At 40.4% G+C, this 18,730-nt stretch carries 17 protein-coding genes; 12 read left to right on the forward strand and 5 right to left on the reverse strand.

Translation table 11 applies throughout. From position 1 onward, the window contains the following. The first annotated feature begins 86 nt into the window (after positions 1–86). The 3 genes from adeR to A7P55_RS13785 all read left to right on the forward strand — a co-directional run bounded on the left by adeR (position 87) and on the right by A7P55_RS13785 (position 3,055). Positions 87–818 carry an efflux system response regulator transcription factor AdeR gene (gene adeR, locus A7P55_RS13775; RefSeq protein WP_171552530.1) on the forward strand — a complete coding sequence of 244 codons (732 nt, stop codon included), beginning with the start codon at positions 87–89 and terminating at the stop codon, positions 816–818. A gap of 44 nt (positions 819–862) precedes the next feature. Continuing rightward, a complete protein-coding gene (adeS, locus tag A7P55_RS13780) occupies positions 863–1,942 on the forward strand; it encodes a two-component sensor histidine kinase AdeS (protein ID WP_171552531.1) in 1,080 nt (359 codons plus the stop codon). A gap of 180 nt (positions 1,943–2,122) precedes the next feature. Next, on the forward strand, positions 2,123–3,055 hold the full coding sequence (locus A7P55_RS13785; protein ID WP_171552532.1) for a TauD/TfdA family dioxygenase: 933 nt from the start codon (positions 2,123–2,125) through the stop codon (positions 3,053–3,055). Positions 3,056–3,084: 29 nt separating this feature from the next. Here A7P55_RS13785 and A7P55_RS13790 read toward each other — a convergent pair whose 3' ends face one another. Next, on the reverse strand, positions 3,085–3,702 hold the full coding sequence (locus tag A7P55_RS13790; protein WP_171552533.1) for a TetR/AcrR family transcriptional regulator: 618 nt from the start codon (positions 3,700–3,702) through the stop codon (positions 3,085–3,087). A 487-nt stretch (positions 3,703–4,189) separates the two neighbouring features. On the opposite strand from A7P55_RS13790, the gene A7P55_RS13795 reads away from it, so the two are divergent. From A7P55_RS13795 to A7P55_RS13815, 5 genes are all read left to right on the forward strand, one after another. Beyond that, positions 4,190–5,149 carry a metal-dependent hydrolase gene (locus tag A7P55_RS13795; RefSeq protein WP_171552534.1) on the forward strand — a complete coding sequence of 320 codons (960 nt, stop codon included), beginning with the start codon at positions 4,190–4,192 and terminating at the stop codon, positions 5,147–5,149. 171 nt (positions 5,150–5,320) lie between these two features. Then, complete coding sequence (locus A7P55_RS13800) at positions 5,321–6,292, forward strand: metal-dependent hydrolase (protein ID WP_171552535.1); 972 nt, start codon at positions 5,321–5,323, stop codon at positions 6,290–6,292. 38 nt (positions 6,293–6,330) lie between these two features. Continuing rightward, the gene (locus A7P55_RS13805; protein WP_171552536.1) at positions 6,331–7,155 is read left to right on the forward strand and encodes an SDR family NAD(P)-dependent oxidoreductase; all 825 of its coding nucleotides are present in this window, start codon (positions 6,331–6,333) and stop codon (positions 7,153–7,155) included. A 93-nt stretch (positions 7,156–7,248) separates the two neighbouring features. After that, positions 7,249–8,769 carry an NAD(P)/FAD-dependent oxidoreductase gene (locus tag A7P55_RS13810; protein WP_171552537.1) on the forward strand — a complete coding sequence of 507 codons (1,521 nt, stop codon included), beginning with the start codon at positions 7,249–7,251 and terminating at the stop codon, positions 8,767–8,769. A gap of 95 nt (positions 8,770–8,864) precedes the next feature. After that, a complete protein-coding gene (locus A7P55_RS13815) occupies positions 8,865–9,737 on the forward strand; it encodes a class I SAM-dependent methyltransferase (RefSeq protein ID WP_171552538.1) in 873 nt (290 codons plus the stop codon). A 74-nt stretch (positions 9,738–9,811) separates the two neighbouring features. On the opposite strand, the gene A7P55_RS13820 is transcribed toward A7P55_RS13815, so the two are convergent. Together A7P55_RS13820 and crp are read right to left on the reverse strand one after the other, a co-directional pair. Next, positions 9,812–10,588, reverse strand: coding sequence for a M48 family metallopeptidase (locus A7P55_RS13820; RefSeq protein ID WP_004806331.1), 777 nt, complete (start codon positions 10,586–10,588; stop codon positions 9,812–9,814). Between the two features lie 203 nt (positions 10,589–10,791). Next, entirely contained in the window at positions 10,792–11,499 is a 708-nt protein-coding gene (gene crp / locus A7P55_RS13825; protein ID WP_004806333.1) for a cAMP-activated global transcriptional regulator CRP, read from the reverse strand. 148 nt (positions 11,500–11,647) lie between these two features. On the opposite strand from crp, the gene A7P55_RS13830 reads away from it, so the two are divergent. Further along, entirely contained in the window at positions 11,648–12,070 is a 423-nt protein-coding gene (locus A7P55_RS13830; RefSeq protein WP_016542169.1) for an OsmC family protein, read from the forward strand. A 70-nt stretch (positions 12,071–12,140) separates the two neighbouring features. Here A7P55_RS13830 and A7P55_RS13835 read toward each other — a convergent pair whose 3' ends face one another. Further along, positions 12,141–12,941 carry a peptidoglycan DD-metalloendopeptidase family protein gene (locus A7P55_RS13835; protein ID WP_171552539.1) on the reverse strand — a complete coding sequence of 267 codons (801 nt, stop codon included), beginning with the start codon at positions 12,939–12,941 and terminating at the stop codon, positions 12,141–12,143. A gap of 263 nt (positions 12,942–13,204) precedes the next feature. Between A7P55_RS13835 and clpB the strand changes: the two genes are divergently transcribed. Genes clpB through A7P55_RS13850 form a run of 3 tightly spaced genes read left to right on the forward strand, consistent with a single transcriptional unit; the run spans position 13,205 to position 16,392 of the window. Further along, entirely contained in the window at positions 13,205–15,784 is a 2,580-nt protein-coding gene (gene clpB, locus A7P55_RS13840) for an ATP-dependent chaperone ClpB (RefSeq protein ID WP_016542171.1), read from the forward strand. 27 nt (positions 15,785–15,811) lie between these two features. Beyond that, complete coding sequence (locus A7P55_RS13845; RefSeq protein WP_171552469.1) at positions 15,812–15,991, forward strand: hypothetical protein; 180 nt, start codon at positions 15,812–15,814, stop codon at positions 15,989–15,991. Continuing rightward, the gene (locus A7P55_RS13850; RefSeq protein WP_004654095.1) at positions 15,952–16,392 is read left to right on the forward strand and encodes a hypothetical protein; all 441 of its coding nucleotides are present in this window, start codon (positions 15,952–15,954) and stop codon (positions 16,390–16,392) included. The genes A7P55_RS13845 and A7P55_RS13850 overlap by 40 nt, the downstream gene beginning before the upstream one ends. Here the strand turns inward: A7P55_RS13850 and rlmKL are convergent. Further along, entirely contained in the window at positions 16,385–18,589 is a 2,205-nt protein-coding gene (rlmKL, locus tag A7P55_RS13855) for a bifunctional 23S rRNA (guanine(2069)-N(7))-methyltransferase RlmK/23S rRNA (guanine(2445)-N(2))-methyltransferase RlmL (RefSeq protein ID WP_171552540.1), read from the reverse strand. The genes A7P55_RS13850 and rlmKL overlap by 8 nt on opposite strands. Positions 18,590–18,730: the final 141 nt, after the last annotated feature.

An 18,730-nucleotide genomic window follows, 5' to 3' on the forward strand; every position in this document is an offset into this window, starting at 1 on the left:
AACATCGGGGAAGTGTGGAAAAAGTGTGGAGATTGACAGATAAATCATCGTATGATGAATGGATTGTTTTATTTACCTAGATGGTTATGTTTGAGCATTCTTTTTCTTTCGATTGTCATGACAAACTTATTCTCGTCGTAGAAGATGAATATGAGATTGGCGATATTATTGAGCACTATCTCAAACGTGAAGGCATGTGTGTCATTCGTGCCATGAATGGTAAGCAAGCGATTGAAACGCATGCTGCACAACCGATTGATTTAATTCTGCTGGATATTAAATTGCCAGAACTAAATGGTTGGGATGTGCTAAATAAAATTCGTCAAAAGGCGCAAACTCCTGTCATTATGTTGACTGCACTTGACCAAGATATTGATAAGGTGATGGCATTAAGAATTGGTGCGGATGACTTTGTGGTTAAGCCTTTTAATCCCAATGAGGTGGTCGCGCGAGTTCAGGCTGTGCTAAGAAGAGCGCAGCAAAACAGTCAAACAGTCAACAAGAATCTCATCTATAAAAACATCGAAATTAATACCGATATTCATAGTGTTTATGTTCATCAACAAGACAAAAAAGTCATGCTGAATCTTACTCTGACTGAATATAAAATATTGCTACAAATGATTGATCATCCGCATAAAGTTTTTACGCGAGGTGAACTTTTAAATCACTGCCTGCCAGATAGCGATGCCTTAGAGCGCACAGTCGACAGCCATGTCAGTAAGCTGAGAAAGAAACTGGAAGAACACGGTTTACAACAGATGCTGATCAATGTGCGTGGTGTCGGGTATCGCTTGGATCATCCACAAGATGTATAAGCCTGAATGAATCAACACGAAAAAGAACTGATCTGGAAATTGAGATGAAAAACAAGTCAGGTATTAGTAAACAGCTCTTTATTGCATTAAGTATTGTGAACTTGAGCGTAACGCTTTTTTCTGTGTTGTTAGGCTATTTTATTTACAACTATGCCATTGATGTGGGGTGGATTACCTTAAGCTCTTTGCAGGAAGATTGGACAGAATTCCATTTTGTCGATTGGATTTGGCTTTCTACAGTGGTTTTTTGTGGTGCTGTTATTTCTTTAATTATTGGGATGTTTCTGGCACAACGCTTTATTAAGCCGATTAATTTCTTGGCTGAAGCTGCAAAAAAAATCAGTCAAGGCGACCTTTCTGCAAGGGCAGATGATAGCCAGATTCATTCCACTGAAATTGCTGAGTTGATGCATCATTTTAATGACATGGCACAGCAGTTGGAAAGCTCGGTCGAAAATGCTCAAGTCTGGAATGCCGCGATTGCCCACGAACTCAGAACACCCATCACTATTTTGCAAGGGCGCTTACAAGGTATTTTAGATGGCGTGTTTAAACCCGACGAAGCTTTATTTAAAAGCCTGCTTAATCAGGTTGAGGGTTTATCGCATTTGGTCGAAGATCTACGTACTTTGAGTTTAGTTGAAAATCAGCAACTCAGATTAAATTATGAAAAGATTGATTTTAAATTGCATGCGGAAAAAGTTTTAAAACTGTTTGAAGATCGCTTGGTAAAAGCTCAAATTATCCCAGTACTGGATGTCAGGGCCGCATTGATTAGCTGTGATCGTCGTCGTCTTGAACAAGTACTGATTGCTCTGATCGAAAATGCAATTCGCTATGCAAATGCAGGAGCACTTAAAATATCTACGCAGTGGGTGGCAGATGATTGGGTGTTGAAAATTGAGGATCAGGGGCCAGGCATTGCCCCCGAATATCAACAAGACCTATTTGATCCTTTTTTCAGATTGGAACAGTCTAGAAATAAAGAATTTGGCGGGACCGGTTTAGGTTTAGCCGTTGTGCATGCGATTGTGGTTGCGCATAAAGGGACGATTGAATATAGCAATCCGAATCACAATAGTGTGTTTACGATCAAGCTACCCGATAATTCTTCACCTTTTTGATTTTGTGAATTTCTATAATTTGACTGTTTTGATATACATAAAAAAGACTAAATTAATCAAAAAATCTTGGTTGGGTTAGTTGTATCTCTTGAATATATTAAAAGTATAGTCTGAAATTTTGTTAATGTTTTTTAATAAAATTCAAAAATTTATTTATAAGAAGAATTTGTAGGAAAGAAAATGACCGTACTCACACAACTTTCAGCCGCGATCGAAAGTGCACCGCGTTGGCATGAATACAAGAAGCATAGTTTAGATAACGTGCAAATCACACCCATCGAAGGCGCATTGGGGGCGATTGTGACAGGGTTGGATGCAAGTAAACCTCAAAGCGGGGAAGTGATCCTCAAGCTGAAAAAGGCATTGCATGAACATTTAATTCTGGTTTTCAAGTCACAAGACTTGGAAGACAATGATTTACTGGCCTTTGCCAGTTATTTTGGCGGGATTTTCCGTCCACCAACAGATGTCCCTGTATTGGCAACACGTAATGATACCAACGCACCGCCTGATATTGTACCCGTATCCAATGCGGTTGGAGAAGGCGATTATACAGGTCATGGCGAACTCACCCCACATAGTGACCATCACTGGACACCACAGCCTTCTAGTGGATCTTTGCTTTACGCAATTGAACTTCCGAAAGATGGTGGCGCAACCAGTTGGTATAATACTGTTCAGGCCTATGCAGACCTAGATCAGGAAACCAAAGATGAAATCGAAGGGTTGCAGTTGATTACGTATAATCCATTTTTACGCTTGAAGGATAAAAGCTCGATTCCAAAGTATCGCTTTTCTGATCAACCGATATTAGGCGCTGCATTTCCGCATCCATTGGTTCGTACGCATTCTGAAAGTGGTCGTCGTGGTATTTATCTGGATGCTCAGACCGAAGTTGAGGTCGTAGGCTATGACGATCAAAAGGGTGCTGCACTGATCGAACGCTTAAGAGCCCATATTGTACAACCTCAATATCGTTATGAACACCACTGGGAAATTGGGGATATTGTCTATTGGGATAATCAGTTGACCTTGCATTCACGAACAGCCTTTCCTGCCGAGCAACGTCGTTTACTGAAACGTGTCAGCTTGGCAGGTGCAAGACCATTCTAAAGTTAAATTGAGCCAGTGAAAGCTGGCTTTTAATTTCCTGCTTTTGCCAATTCTGCTTCGATATAGCTAATAATCATGGTGCTTAAACCTTTGACCATTTCATCAAAGCTGATTTGCGGATTGGGTAAGATCAAATGACGTGCCACATTGAAGATACTGCTATTAATACTGATATAAGCAGTCACGCTGAGATTATTGACCATTAGGTAACGAGGGTGGCGAATCATATATTTCATCAAGACCTCCATCAGTGCCATCTCAATTTGACCTATATATTTTTCATATTTGAGTTCTGTCGCATAGCGTAGGCAGATCAGATAGCGGTCATCATCGCGAGTCAGCAGATCACGGAAGGTATAGAAGATCATTTCAAATAACGGTTCGAGTTCTTGCTCAATCATGATCGGCGTGAGTTCTTTCACCATATCTAAGACTTCTTTGACAAAAGTTCTGGCCATCGCATCATAAATTTCTTCTTTGTTCTTAAAATATTCGTACAGTGAGCCAACACTGACCCCTGCAATATCTGCAATATGCCGCGTGGTGGTGCCACTGGTGCCATTTGTTGCAACCGCAATAAAGCCTGCTTCAATAATGGTGTCTACAGTGACTTTAGAACGTGACTGACGTGGTTTACGAGTTGCCATAAAATCTTATTGTTAAAATCCGAACATAACTTCAGATTAACATGAGGTTGAAAGCAGGGGAAGTCGGAGTAAATTAATCCGAACAAATAAAATTACATACATTTTAATATTTATATTTTATCTGTAATAAAAATGAGTTTGTGAAGATTAATCTTTATTTTGGCTCATGGGATTTATCTTTTAATTTTAAATATATAATTGATAATAAATACAAAAATTAAAATTAAGTTTTACTTATTTCTATTTTAAAAAATGAATAACGAACCAATTATAGGAAAAATCTATCTGTTAAAACATCGAGAATTACCCGAATTGAATCCGAACATAAGATCGGTTTAAAGTAATTTTATATCAAGATCAGGTTCAAAAAAATCTCCCGAATATTTTTTCAGACTTCTCAAATGAGTAGAAAGATGAAAAGAGATGAACCCGATCCAACGCATGTCAAAGGGCAAATGACGCTCAAGTGAAGTAGGTAGGTGTAGCCATGATTAGCAGCACATTAAAGAAAGGTTTAAGTTTATTTAAATCGAACCCAATAACTGAGCAAATCGATTTTGCGAGTAAAAAAACGATTCCAATTCGTCACTTGGCCATCGGATTTGAAGGCAAAGAAGTTGATCTCTCATTTTATATGAACAATCAATTCGCTACCATTTTCTTCGCCACGCTTTCAGTATTTTTAACCTATGGTGAAGACTTGGTGATTGAAACAGCACGCCATCATCGCGATCAACTCAAAGATCCGATCTTGAGACAGCGTGTGACTTCATTGATTGGTCAGGAAGCCATTCATTCAAAATTACATAATGAATTCAATGATGCAATTGTTGAGCTTGATTATCCTGTACGACTCTATCGTTTCCTCGGTGAACAGTTCTTTGATCATATTTTCTTGAAATTCCCGCAACCGCTGAAATTGTCATTGATGGCTGGGATCGAACATTTTACCGCAGTATTGGCGGAATACATGATGGCACATGAGCAAAACTTCTATTTCTCTGATGATGCAAAAACCCGCGCCTTATGGATGTGGCATATGCTTGAAGAATCAGAGCATAAAGATGTTGCCTATGATGTTTATCAAACACTGAACGGTAATTATGCCTTACGCATTTCAGGCTTTTTGCTTGCTTATTTCACCATTCTTGGATTGATTCCATTCTCTGCAACCATGGTGCCGATCTTACGTAAGCCACAAGAAATGTTGACCTCCAAATTTTGGAAAGATGCACGACGTGGTGTCAAGCTGATCTTTAGTCCAAAGGATGGAGTTTTTGGAAGTACCCAAGGTCGTATTTTTGATTATTTACGTACAGATTTCCATCCAAATGATCATGATGCAACAGCTTATTTTGAATACTACGAAAAGAAACTTTTATCTGAAGGTGGAGCATTGCATCCATTCTTTGTAAAAGAGTTCACACCTAAGGTTCAGGCTGCGTAATCAGGAATTTTTGAATGATTTAAACAAGTGCAGAAGGAATATGGCTGAGCTTGGCAAAAAAGCTCAATGTCTTATGAGCAGTTTGGTTCTAGTTATATTTTAATCCTGCACTATGCTGTTTAAATAATCAAAGAGTCTGTGATTCTTCAATCTCTATATGGAGATCAAGCAATGGTCGCTCAAATTATTCGGAATGTCTTTTCAGACAAAGTTCGTACGCGATATCAGGGGGGTGTGCAGAGTTTAGCCAGCAAATCGCCGATTCCAATTCGTCATTTTGATTTTAAATTCGATCCTGAAAGTTTGGATCTAAAGTTTTTAATGCAGAAAGAATGGGCGACTGCGTATTTTGCTGCTTTATCGATTTTTCTCACTTATGGTGAGGAATTGGTGATTGAAACTGCTCGTTTTCATCGTGATTTTATTGATGACCCTGTCCTAAAGCAAAGATTAACTTCTTTGATTGGACAGGAGGCAATTCATTCTAAATTGCACAATGAATATAACGAAATCATGATTCCAAATGATGTTCCCGTAAAACTGTACCGATTTTTAGCAGAGCAGGTATTTAATTATACTTTTTTAAAATTTCCACAGCCACTTAAGCTTTCATTGATGGCAGGGATTGAACATTTTACTGCGGTGCTCGCTGAGTTCGGTATGAAGCATGAATATATTTTTCAATATTCTGATGATGAAAAAGCACGTGCTTTGTGGATGTGGCACATGCTTGAAGAATCTGAACATAAAGATATTGCTTACGATACTTATCAGGTGCTCTCTGGAAATTATTCGTTAAGGATTTTTGGCTTTTTTCTAGCGTTTATTACCATAGGAGCCGGTGTTGGAGCTGGTGGTTTATTTTTACCATTTTTACGCCGTCCGAGTAATCTGATTAACCTACGTTTCTGGAAAGAAGCGGGTGCAAGCTGGTCTGTACTTTTTAATTTAAAAGATGGCATGTTTGGTAGCACATTACCTCATATTTTTGATTACTTACGTCCAGATTTTCATCCCAATGACCATGATACAACGGCCTATTTGGCGTACTACAAAGAACGTTTATTAAACCCAGAAACAGGTTTATTAAGCCCTTATTTCCTGAAAGAGTTTGTACCACCTGTACGTGCAGCGACTGCATAACTTGGTCCATATCAATACGAGATTATTGGAAAGCAAAGATGAAATTATTTGGGAAAAAAACCAAGCCGAGCCAAAAAGCATTCGCTGTGGTGACAGGTGCAGGAAGCGGGATTGGTCGTAGTTTTGCACTTGAACTGGCAAAACGTGGCGGCACAGTGGTGTGTTCGGACATTAACCTTGATGCAGCAAAAGAAACAGTCAGTTTAGTTGAGGCACTTGGAGCCAAAGCCTTTGCAGTGCAATGTGATGTTGCCAAAGAAGAGCAAGTTAACCAATTGGCTGAGCAGGCTCAACAATTGATGCAGAACCCAGTCACATTGGTGATTAATAATGCAGGGATTGGCCTAGGGGGCAAGTTTGATGAAATGTCTTCTGAAGACTGGCATTGGTGCATGAATATTAATTTGTGGGGGGTGATCCACGGCTGCCGTGCTTTTGTACCGAAGTTTAAACAACTTGGTCATGGTGCAATTATCAATGTGGCATCAGCGGCATCTTATACTGCAGCACCAGAAATGACTGTCTATAACGTCTCTAAAGCAGGTGTCCGTGCTCTGTCAGAAACACTTTCTGCTGAATTGAGAAAACATAACATCAAAGTGAACGTGTTGTGCCCGACCTTAGTACCGACCAACATTATTAAAAATGGCAAAGTCCCACATAAAGGGCTGTTGGATTATGCGCTGACCAATTTGGCTTTTACCACCAGTGACAAGGTAGCCAAATTAACTCTGGATCGTTTGGACAAAGGTGAGCTTTATACCATCCCACAAATCGATGCCAAGTTATTCTGGTTGATGAAACGTACTGCACCGAATTTATATGCCAGATTCTTGGGTACCTCATACCGATTTATGAAGTAATCACCTCGGATAAAAGATTTTAAATATTGAAATAAGACGAAACTCGATTAGAGACAGGCTTATTTCAGTTGAATGAAGAAAGGATATTTTTAAATGACAGCTCAAGCAAAAAAATTAAACTCAGCTGAAGGAAAGGCACTACCACAACATATCTATGACACCTTTATTGTGGGTGCAGGTATTTCAGGTATTGCGACCGCAATTCGTCTTGATCAAGTGGGTTATAGCAACTACAAGATCATTGAGAAAGCGACACGCGTAGGGGGAACTTGGCGCGAAAATACCTATCCAGGTTGTGGCTGTGATGTACCATCAGCGTTGTATTCATATTCATTTGCACCCAGTGCCAAATGGAGTCATTTGTTTGCTCGCCAACCTGAGATTTTAAGTTATCTAGAAGAAGTCAGCGAAAACTTCAATGTCAGCTCAAAAATTGAATTTGGTACAGAGTTGCTGAATGCAGCGTGGGATAAAGAGCGCAATCTGTGGGTGATGGATACCAATAAAGGTCAAAGCTTGTCCAGAACTGTGGTTTTTGCGACAGGTCCAATTACTGAAGCGCAAATTCCTAAACTTGAAGGCCTAGAAACCTTTAAGGGCGAAATGTTCCATTCCGCGAAATGGAATCATGATTACGATCTAACTGGCAAGCGTATTGCGGTGATTGGAACAGGGGCTTCTGCGATTCAATTTGTTCCTCAGATTCAGCCTTTAGCCAAAGAATTGTATGTTTATCAACGTACCGCACCGTGGGTGGTACCAAAGCCAGACACGGATTTAGGTGATGTCAGTAAAGCCCTGATTGAAAAATTCCCATTGATTCAAAAGACATGGCGTCAAACAGTTGCTCAGTCTTTAAATGCGATCAATTTCGGCTTACGTAATCCAGCCGTGTTAAAACCTGTGGGCGAATTGGCAAAATTGATTTTACGTTTCCAGATTGAAGATCCTGAATTACGTAAAAACGTAACACCGAACTTTACCATTGGCTGTAAACGTCTATTGTTCGCCAACAATTACTATCCAGCATTACAACAACCGAATACCAAACTGATTCCACATGGATTGGTGAAAGTGGAAGGCAATACTGTGGTGTCTGCTAATGGTGAGCGTCATGAAGTCGATGTGATTATTTGGGGAACAGGCTTCGAAGTATCACATCCACCGATTGGCAAGCGCGTATCAAATGAGAAAGGTGAATGTCTGAATGATCTGTGGAAGAGCACTTCACCAGAAGCATATCTAGGTACCAGTATTGAAAATGTCCCGAATGCTTTCCTTGTCCTAGGGCCAAATGTCTTGGTGTATGATTCATTTATTGGTTTGGCTGAAGCACAACTTGATTATATCGTTGATGGTTTACAGAAAATCAAAGAAAAAGGCATTAGTAAGTTGAATATTAAGCCTGAAGTGATCAAGCATCATAATGAGCTTGTGCAAAAACATTTGAAAACCACCGTGTTTAACGCGGGTGGATGTAAGAGCTATTACTTAGATGCCAATGGCCGTAACTTTGCTGCATGGCCGTGGTCATTGAAAAAGTTAAAGCAACGTTTGAAACGTATGAACTTAAATGATTATCAAGTGACGTATCAAACTGAAAAAACTAAATAATTTTTAATTTAGTCATTAATAAGCAGTAAATTTTGTCTAGCGATGGAATTTGCTGCTTATTTTTTGCATGATAGTAATAAAAAAGGGGAATCAAAATGAAAGAAGGACAAACGAGTCGCACGGCTGAAGCAGCCGCAGCATTACGTGCCAATCATTTTCAAAATGCTGAAAATCCAGTGTTTTCTGACCCTTTTGCATTTGAGTTAACCAGTGCGGGCTGGAAGAAACTGCTAACCACTTCGTTAACTGTGAAAGTCATGAACTCCGCTGTATTTAACCGTACTTTTGGTTTATTGACTGGACAGGTGGTTGGGCGTTCACGTTATGCCGAAGATTTGCTTGAGCAAGCAATCGCGAAGGGGATTCAACAGTATGTGCTCGTAGGGGCTGGTTTAGATTCTTTTACCCTACGACAGACCCAGAAATACCCACAGTTAAAAATATTTGAAGTGGACCATCCAGATACCCAAGCGGCAAAACAAAGCAAATTACGCCAATTTGGCGCACTTCCAGCGAATGTTGAATTTGTTGCGATTGATTTTGAAAAAGAATCGATTGCAGATGCTTTAACAAGAAGTACCTTTAAGCAAGATCAAGCTGCTTTTTTCTCCTGGTTGGGGACGACCCATTATCTTGAACCAGAGACAACGTTAAATACTTTAAATAGTATTAAACAGATAGCAGCAGAGGGCAGTGAAGTGGTCTTGGACTACTCGGTTGACTATCGAGAGTTGGAGGGCATAGAGCGTTTAGGCACCTTGTTTGTGTCGCAATTTACTCGGTTTTTAAAAGAACCCTTAAAAGGGCAATTTAGACCAAAGACACTGCATCAGGCAGTAGAGCAAATGGGGTACATCGTTACTGAGGATTTATCAGGTGATGGTTTAAGTGAGCGTTATTTTCATGCTCGACCTGATCATATCCGTCATACCATCGCAACGCATATGCTGCACTTGCGATTAATGTGAGCTTGGTTCAGTAATAAATGAATTGATACGAAAAACCCCTTAAATTCTAACTTAAGAATTTAAGGGGTTTTTGATTAACGACGTTGGTTATAAACAGCCAAAGCTGCAGGTAAGTTTTTACGCATATCACCAATACGTTGAGTATTTGATGGGTGAGTTGACAAGAATGAACCGCCACCAGCGCCATCTAAACGATTCATTTTTTCCCATAGACTGATTGCTGCATTCGGGTTATAGCCTGCTTTCGCCATGAGCATTAAACCACCATAATCGGCACGGCTCTCTAAATTACGTGAGTATGGTAAGCCGATTCCCACTTGACTGCCTAAATCGATTGCTGCACTGCCTAGATCACCTATGCTGCTACCTGCATACGATTTACCAATGCCAATCGCAAGATTTGTTAAAGCTTGAGCACCAATTTTACTTTTAGCATGTTCTTCGAGCGCATGGGTCATTTCATGTCCCATGACCGCCGCAATTTCATCATTGGTTAAATTAAGCTTGTTCACAATCCCTGTATAGAAAACAACTTTACCACCTGGTGCTACATAGGCGTTAACAGTATCCGATTTGAGTACTGCAAGTTGCCATTGAAAACGTTGACCAGTCTGGTTCATTTGATCTGCATAAGGTTTTAAGCGATTAAATACAGTATTGATACGTTGATAAGTACTTGAACTACTATCCAGTTGGTTCTTAGCACGTGCTTCTTGCGTCATTTTTGCGAAGCTCTGTGCAGATTGAGCATTTAAAGTTGCGCTATCTGCGCCAGCCATGTCTGCGAAAGATGCGCAGCCAGAAATTGTCATTACGGTCATCGCACAAAGGCTTAAAGCTAATTTCTTCATACTTATTCTCTCCAAATCAGTATCTTATGAATATAGTCTTGATTAGGGTGGATTATAGAAAATGTTGGCAGCAGTTAATATTCTGAATATCTCTATAATCATTGTAATTATGTAATCAGTAAGGCTTATTCTTTGTAAAAAAAAGCCAGTGACGAGCACTGGCACTGGCTTTCTTTATAGAGTTAATTCGATCTTAAATCGAATTAGTCTTCGTCATCATATTCTTCTTCTGTAAAATTATTTTCTTCTAAAGAAGCATCAAAAATTAAGATTGCTTTACCATCAGTTTGAATCATACCTTGATCTTCAAGTGTCTTGAGGACACGTCCAACCATTTCGCGAGAGCAACCCACGATACGACCAATCTCTTGGCGGGTGATACGAATCTGACGGCCATTTGGCAAAATCATTGCCTCAGGTTGAGCAGATAAGTCAATTAAACAACGCGCAATACGACCTGACACATCAATGAAGGCTAGATCAGTGACTTTACGTGTTGTATTTTTAAGACGACGGACCAGTTGAGCAAACACAGCGTAACTTAGATCTGGGTATTGTTTGCTTAACTCATGGAAATTGTCGTAAGAAATTTCTGCAATTTCACAGACATCTCGTGTACGTACTTCTGCAGTACGTTGAGGGTTCTTTTCAAAAAGCCCCATTTCACCAAAAAAATCGCCTGGGTTTAGGTAGGCAACTACAATTTCACGTTCGTCATCTTCACGTAAGATAATTGACACTGAACCTTTTAATATTAAATACAGTGATTTTGATTCCGTTCCAGCGTCAACAATCGTGGTGCGTTTAGGGTATCTATTAATATGAGCACGTTTTAGCAAAGCTTTAACTGATTCAGGTAGTTGACCTGGAGATAAAGCATCAGTGCTAAGTTGTGAAAAATTTGAAGTCATGCTTAAAATTTCCGAATTTGGATAAAACCGATCGCACAGACTCTTGTAAGAGCCTTTTCTACACAGAAGAGATGAAATTCCTTATCAACTCATTTTATGTTAGTGTACAAGAACAGAGTAAATTTATAACGTTTTTCGGGTAGTTGCAATGCAAACAAGTGTACATTGGTTAGAGAATGTTGCTTTTGAGGCAAAATCAGAAAGTGGCCATACTGTGGTGATGGATGGTTCTGCCGAATATGGTGGTGAAAACCGTGGTCCACGTCCTATGGAATTGATTTTAATGGGACTTGGTGGGTGTGCTTCGTTTGATATTGTGACCATTTTAAAGAAATCCCGCCAAGATGTGACGAATGTTGTATGTCAGCTGAAAGCAGAAAGAGCGGATTCAATTCCTGCGGTATTCACTAAAATCCATTTGCACTTCATTGTCACGGGTAAAGCGGTAAAAACCAAGCAAGTTGAGAAAGCAGTTGAGCTTTCTGCTGAGAAATATTGTTCAGCAAGTAAAATGCTTGCCGATGGTGGTGTTGAAATTACCCATGATTTTGAAATTGTTGAAGCTGCTTAAAAGTTAAAATTATTAAGTTTTACTAAAAAGTGACCTGTTTTTACAGGTCACTTTTTTTAAGTTTTTCTTTTTATTTTAGAAATAATTGTGGGTCTACCCGCGCATTATTCAAACTCATTCCCCAATGCAAGTGCGGCCCAGTGACACGACCAGTTTTACCAACCAATCCCAGTGTTTCACCCTGACGAATCTGTTGTCCCTTGACCACATTAATTTTACTCAAATGACAGAACATGCTGATCAGGCCCTGACCATGATCAATCAGAACTGTATTACCATTAAAGAAATAGTTGCCTGTTTGGACCACGACACCGCCAGCAGGTGCGATAACATTCTGTCCCACAGGTGCTGGGATATCTAAACCAGAATGAGGTGCTCGCTCTTCGCCATTAAAGAAACGTTTTCTGCCGAATGAATTACTGAATTTACCTGCGGTTGGGCGGATAAAATTGGGAAATTCTGTCCATGTACTAGATGTAAAGGAACTATAAATATCATTTTGCTCTTTCGCTTCTCGTGCATAACGGTCGAGTTGCTCTTGGTTCGGGTTGACATAATCCTGATTTTTAACGCTTAAGCGCTGCTCAGCATAGCGATAGGGTGTCACTTCGACTTGAATCGGCTTATGATTGGTGGCTAAGCTCAATGTACCTAATGGGGCCGAAAGTGGAATACCAAACACGGCATAGCGTTGCTTGCCTTGCTGTGTAATCAAAACAGGCTTTTGTTCATACAAGACTTGGGTGGTTTCAGTCGAAAGGGGAATCACGGCAATACCGCCAGCTCGTCTTGAGTCTTGGGGGAGTTGTGCAAAAGCAGTATGAAGAGGAAGGAGGGACGCAACGCTGAGCAAAATTGTTTTTAAAGACATGATGAGCATTTCTAATTGAAGCAAAGCCTTAAGCTAAAACGTTCACCTTAAAATCACAATAAGGATTTTGTGCAAAACAGAATAGACAGAAAAATTATACAAAAGATACTTGAAATAGATTGTTTATACACCCATATTAGTACTGAGTTTTATACATTTATATTTTTATAAAATATTGAAAAATATATAAATTTTATTTGAAATTTTAAAAAGCGTTCCCATCTAAGTGATAAGTTAAAAATTTGTTGTGAGGAATAACAAGAATGCGATTTGAAAAATTTACAAACCGCTTACAGCAAGCACTCTCAGATGCACAATCATTGGCTATGGGTAAGGATCACACTTCGATTGCAGGTGTGCATATCCTATCCACTTTACTTGAAGAACCAGCCAATCTGAGTTTATTGCAACAAGCGGGTGCACGTTTACCTGAGTTAAAACAGAAACTTGAACAAGCCGTGCAAAATGCACCGACTTTGGCAAATCCTACAGGTGATATCAATCTCAATCCTGAAGCGGTAAAGGCATTGAATTTAGCTGACCGCTATGCGCAAAAGGCAGGAGATGAGTTTCTGTCCACTGATTGGGTGCTGTTAGGTTTGGCGGAAACAGGTGAAACCAAAACAATATTGAATAGCGTGGGTGTGACACCAGAAAGCTTACGCAAAGTAATTGAAAATATTCGAGGAAATGACAAAGTTATGAGCAATAATCACGAAGATCAACGTGACTCACTCAATAAATATACCATTGACTTAACTGAGCGTGCTTTAGCAGGCAAGCTTGATCCTGTGATTGGTCGTGATGATGAAATTCGCCGTACCATTCAGGTTCTCTCACGTCGAACCAAAAATAACCCAGTTTTAATTGGTGAACCTGGGGTGGGTAAAACTGCAATTGTTGAAGGTTTGGCGCAACGTATTGTCAATGGCGAAGTACCTGAAGGCTTGAAAAATAAGCGCGTCTTATCATTAGACTTAGGTTCATTACTTGCAGGTGCGAAATATCGCGGAGAGTTTGAAGAGCGACTAAAAGCAGTTCTCAAAGACCTTGCGAAACACGAAGGCGAGATCATCTTATTTATTGATGAGTTACATACGCTGGTTGGTGCAGGTAAGGGCGATGGCGCAATGGATGCAGGTAATATGTTAAAACCTGCCTTAGCGCGTGGTGAATTACGCTGTGTCGGTGCGACGACCTTAGATGAATACCGTCAATACATCGAGAAAGATGCTGCACTTGAACGTCGTTTCCAGAAAGTATTGGTCGATGAGCCAAGTGTTGAAGACACCATTGCGATCTTGCGTGGTCTAAAAGAAAAATATGCGACCCACCATGGGGTGCAAATTTTAGACTCAGCCATTATTGCAGCGGCGAAGATGTCACATCGTTATATTACCGATCGTCAGTTGCCTGATAAAGCGATTGATTTGATTGATGAAGCGGCATCTCGCATCAAAATGGAAATCGATTCCAAGCCTGAGGCTTTAGATAAACTTGATCGCCGTTTAATCCAGTTGAAAATGCAATTGGAAGCGGTGAAAAAAGATCAAGATGCAGGCAGTAAAGCCGAAGTCAATCATCTTGAGCAGCAAATTGCTGAAAAGCAAAAAGAGTACAACGATCTGGAAGAAATCTGGAAGGCTGAAAAAACCTTGGTTGAAGGGGATAAGAAAGCACAAGTTGAACTCGATCAAGCGCGTGTTGCTTTGGAAAAAGCCAAACGTGAAGGTGATTTGGCAGAAGCGGCGCGTTTGCAATATGGTGTGATTCCAGAGTTGCAGAAACGCTTGGAACAAGCCGAAGTTGCTGAGGAAAATGAAGAACCGAAGCTGATTCGGACCAAAGTCACCGAAAACGAAATTGCAGAAGTGGTCAGTGCTGCAACAGGCATTCCTGTGGCGAAAATGCTACAGGGTGAGCGTGAAAAACTGCTGAATATGGAAGAGTTCTTACATAATCGTGTGGTTGGACAAGATGAAGCGGTGGTTGCTGTTTCCAATGCAGTCCGTCGTTCACGTGCAGGTTTATCTGACCCGAATCGTCCAAGTGGTTCATTCTTGTTCCTTGGACCGACAGGTGTGGGTAAAACTGAGTTGACCAAAGCATTGGCAAACTTCTTGTTTGACAGTGACGATGCCATGATTCGTATTGATATGTCTGAATTTATGGAAAAGCACTCTGTCAGTCGTTTGGTGGGTGCACCTCCGGGCTATGTAGGTTATGAAGAAGGTGGTGTTTTAACTGAGGCAGTACGTCGTAAACCTTACAGTGTGGTGTTATTTGATGAGGTGGAAAAAGCCCATCCAGATGTGTTTAACATCCTGCTACAAGTGTTAGATGATGGGCGCTTAACGGATTCACAAGGTCGTGTGATTGACTTTAAGAATACTGTTATTGTGATGACTTCTAACTTAGGTTCACAAGATGTGCGTGAACTGGGTGAAGGCGCAACCGATGACGAGGTGCGTACTGTGGTCATGAATGCAGTTACACAACATTTCCGTCCAGAGTTTATTAACCGTATTGATGAGTTAGTGGTTTTCCACTCACTGCAAAAAGCGCAAATTCGTGGTATTGCGGATATTCAGTTAGATCGTTTACGTTCACGCTTGAGTGATCGTGATATGGGCTTAACAGTGGATGATACCGCTTTCGATCTATTGATCGATGCCGGTTTTGATCCTGTATATGGTGCACGTCCACTAAAACGTGCGATTCAGCAACAAGTGGAAAATAACTTGGCTCAGAAAATCTTGTCTGGCGAATTCCAGCCAGGGGATAACATTTTAATCAAAGGTGAAAGTGGTCATCTGGTCTTTGATAAAATGAAACTGAGTTAAGCGAAATTTGAACGTTTGGCTAAAAAGATGGTGATGAAAATCACCATCTTTTTTTGTATCAGTGCAACTGGTCAGATTTTTGCAGGAATATTACCAATAACATTGCGACTTTTTGAAAAACTTGATAGTTTCAGAACAAATAAGAAAAAAATTCAGGATGAATTGCAATGGAAAAGAACAGACATCATTGCACAAATGCTTGTGTAATTTTGTTGATGACTGCCTTATCTTCAATGGTGCATGCCGCACAACCATTGAGTGAAGGGACGCTCGCCTTACAAACCGCTATGCTGAACAATGCACTTCCTAGTATTCTCATTAAAGCGCAACAAGATGCCTTAAAGCCTGAAGAAGAGCGCTGGCGCTCACAACGACTCTTGAGTGATAAATACTTAGGTGAGATTCGTGTTAGCACGATCTTAGGGGGTGTTTTGTCCCCTCACGAAGAGCAGAAGAAAGTGTTGGCTGTTGACCCCAGAGATAAGAGATCGGCCACGATCAAACCACATGAACAGCCACCTGATCGCTACATGATTTATGAGTTCGAGTCAGGCAATGTTCATGTGACTTATAACGATGACGTAAAAGCCGAGCTAGTGATTAAATAGCAGGGTGTTGAATTTTCCAAGCACGATGAATTTTTTGATTCCGTTTAAAATCTGGACCGATCGTTTCAGAGGTGATTTCTTCAATTTGATACATCGCCTCAATTTCTTCATCTAACTCAAAACCACGATAGTTATTTGAGAAGTATAAGGTTCCATCGCTGGTTAAACGGTTCATTGCGCGTTTAAGAAGTGAAACGTGGTCACGTTGTACGTCAAAGGTTCCATAGAACTTTTTCGAGTTAGAGAAGGTTGGTGGGTCAATGAAAATCAAGTCATATTGCTCATGACCTTCTTTTAGCCATTCAAAGCAATCACTTGCAAAGAACATGTGCTGTTCATCGGCATGATCTACAGTTAAACCGTTGAGTACAAAGTTTTCTTTCGACCAATTTAAGTAAGTATTGGATAAATCGACACTGGTGGTACTTGCTGCGCCACCTAAAGCGGCATGTAGGCTTGCTGTAGAAGTGTAGCTATAAAGATTTAAGAAATGTTTCCCACGTGCTTCTTTGGCAATTCTCAGACGCATCCGACGGTGATCCAAGAATAACCCTGTATCCAAATAATCAGTCAAATTCACCAAGATACGTGCTTCGCCTTCCTGTACGATAAAACGTTTAGAGGCAGTACTCTGTTTAGTATATTGGTTTGCACCCGCTTGTTTGGCACGTGTTTTAATAAAGATGGCATCACGACCTAAACCGGTCACAGCACGGATGGCAGCAAGAGCAAGGTTAAAACGTTTTTTTGCTTTTTCTGGATCAATGGTTTTTGGTGGCGCGTATTCTTGAACATGCAAACGATCGCCATATAAGTCAACTGCGACGTTAAAGTCAGGCAAATCAGCATCATATAAACGTAGACAGAAAACATTTTCTTTGACTGCCCATTTTTTCAATGTTTGCATATTTTTTTGCAAGCGATTGGTAAAGTCTTCGGCACCTTCAATTTTTTCAAATTGTTGGGGCTGCCAAGTCGCAAGGAAAGGCTGCGTCACTGTTGCAGGTTTAACGGTACCAAAACGGATATAAATTGGTAATTTACCATTCATTAAACGTAAGGTTTGAGGATCGTTAATAGCAAGTACATCTGCTTGTTCAATTTGTGCCGCAATGACAGCCACAGACTGATTTGGGAAATTCTTTTGTAACAGTCCAGATAAACCTAGATAAAATGCACGACTAGAGGCTTTATCACCTAAACGTTCGCCATAGGGTGGATTTGTTACGATAAATGCTTTTTTTCCTTCGGCGTGGAAGTCATCCCAATCGGCCAAGGTACGTTCTTCAATCTGAATTTGATCGAGTAATTTTTCGAAACCAGCAGCAATGATGTTTTGGCGCGTTGCTTTTACAGCCTCCCAATCAGCATCATAAGCATAGAATTTAGGTAGCGGCTGTTCTAAAGCCTTTTCATGACGTTCAGCAGCTTCAGCTTTCAATGCTAACCAAAGTTCATGGTCATGACCATGCCAGCCATTAAAACCAAAACGACGCACTAAGCCTGGTGCACGGTCTGTTAAAATGAGTAGAGATTCAATAATAAATGTGCCTGAACCACACATTGGGTCAAGAATAATATCGGGTTGGTATTTTGATAATTGGGCTTTTTGTAGAATCGCTGCTGCCAAGTTTTCTTTAATGGGTGCATCGGTCATATAGCGTCGGTAGCCACGCTTATGTAAAGAATCACCAGATAAGTCTAAGCAATAAGTATGTTCAGTTTTACCTGCTAGAGCGTATAGGGTAATTTCAGGCTGCTTGATATCAATGCTCGGACGTTTGCCAACGGCTTCCATAAAGGAATCCACTACGCCATCTTTAACTCGTAGGGTCGCGAACTGTGTATTGACCTTAATTTCTCGTTCTACATGCAAACGAACGGCAAATGTGCTTTGTGGTGCAAAAATCAAAGACCAATCAAAGCTAATCGCGCCTTCATAGAGTTCTTCAGCGACATCACGTGCGTCATGGGTATGTTCAAGTTCGTGGGTATGAATGGGTAAAAGCACGCGAGAGGCAAGGCGTGACCACATACAAACGCGATATGCATTTTCGAGAGTGCCTTTAAAAACCAATCGTCCTGCAAAACGTTGGATATTTTGAATGCCTAAATCTTCAAGCTCTTGTTGTAATAAGGTTTCAAGCCCGTCTGCACAGGTCACCCAATAGTCTGTTAGACGTGGTTTAGCATTCATTCAAATTTCCAAAAACATTTTTAGCAATCGCATATTTTAACTGATTTTTGTTTGCTCTGTCGGTGCATATTTGTGTGATTGTCAGCTTTATTCTGCATTAATCGATATTTTTTGAATAATTTTCTCTGTGTTTGGGTGATT

The sequence above is a fragment of the Acinetobacter sp. Ac_5812 genome (assembly GCF_013072695.1).
Lineage (GTDB): Bacteria > Pseudomonadota > Gammaproteobacteria > Pseudomonadales > Moraxellaceae > Acinetobacter.

Excerpts from the sequence above, each read along its gene's own strand:
- adeS (WP_171552531.1), top strand. The coding sequence starts at position 863 with ATGAAAAACAAGTCAGGTATTAGTAAACAGCTCTTTATTGCATTAAGT.
- A7P55_RS13805 (WP_171552536.1), top strand. The coding sequence starts at position 6,331 with ATGAAATTATTTGGGAAAAAAACCAAGCCGAGCCAAAAAGCATTCGCT.
- A7P55_RS13835 (WP_171552539.1), bottom strand. The coding sequence starts at position 12,941 with ATGTCTTTAAAAACAATTTTGCTCAGCGTTGCGTCCCTCCTTCCTCTT.
- A7P55_RS13790 (WP_171552533.1), bottom strand. The coding sequence starts at position 3,702 with ATGGCAACTCGTAAACCACGTCAGTCACGTTCTAAAGTCACTGTAGAC.
- A7P55_RS13785 (WP_171552532.1), top strand. The coding sequence starts at position 2,123 with ATGACCGTACTCACACAACTTTCAGCCGCGATCGAAAGTGCACCGCGT.
- adeR (WP_171552530.1), top strand. The coding sequence starts at position 87 with ATGTTTGAGCATTCTTTTTCTTTCGATTGTCATGACAAACTTATTCTC.
- A7P55_RS13845 (WP_171552469.1), top strand. The coding sequence starts at position 15,812 with ATGGTGATGAAAATCACCATCTTTTTTTGTATCAGTGCAACTGGTCAG.
- A7P55_RS13795 (WP_171552534.1), top strand. The coding sequence starts at position 4,190 with ATGATTAGCAGCACATTAAAGAAAGGTTTAAGTTTATTTAAATCGAAC.
- A7P55_RS13820 (WP_004806331.1), bottom strand. The coding sequence starts at position 10,588 with ATGAAGAAATTAGCTTTAAGCCTTTGTGCGATGACCGTAATGACAATT.
- A7P55_RS13810 (WP_171552537.1), top strand. The coding sequence starts at position 7,249 with ATGACAGCTCAAGCAAAAAAATTAAACTCAGCTGAAGGAAAGGCACTA.
- A7P55_RS13830 (WP_016542169.1), top strand. The coding sequence starts at position 11,648 with ATGCAAACAAGTGTACATTGGTTAGAGAATGTTGCTTTTGAGGCAAAA.
- A7P55_RS13815 (WP_171552538.1), top strand. The coding sequence starts at position 8,865 with ATGAAAGAAGGACAAACGAGTCGCACGGCTGAAGCAGCCGCAGCATTA.
- A7P55_RS13850 (WP_004654095.1), top strand. The coding sequence starts at position 15,952 with ATGGAAAAGAACAGACATCATTGCACAAATGCTTGTGTAATTTTGTTG.
- rlmKL (WP_171552540.1), bottom strand. The coding sequence starts at position 18,589 with ATGAATGCTAAACCACGTCTAACAGACTATTGGGTGACCTGTGCAGAC.
- clpB (WP_016542171.1), top strand. The coding sequence starts at position 13,205 with ATGCGATTTGAAAAATTTACAAACCGCTTACAGCAAGCACTCTCAGAT.
- crp (WP_004806333.1), bottom strand. The coding sequence starts at position 11,499 with ATGACTTCAAATTTTTCACAACTTAGCACTGATGCTTTATCTCCAGGT.
- A7P55_RS13800 (WP_171552535.1), top strand. The coding sequence starts at position 5,321 with ATGGTCGCTCAAATTATTCGGAATGTCTTTTCAGACAAAGTTCGTACG.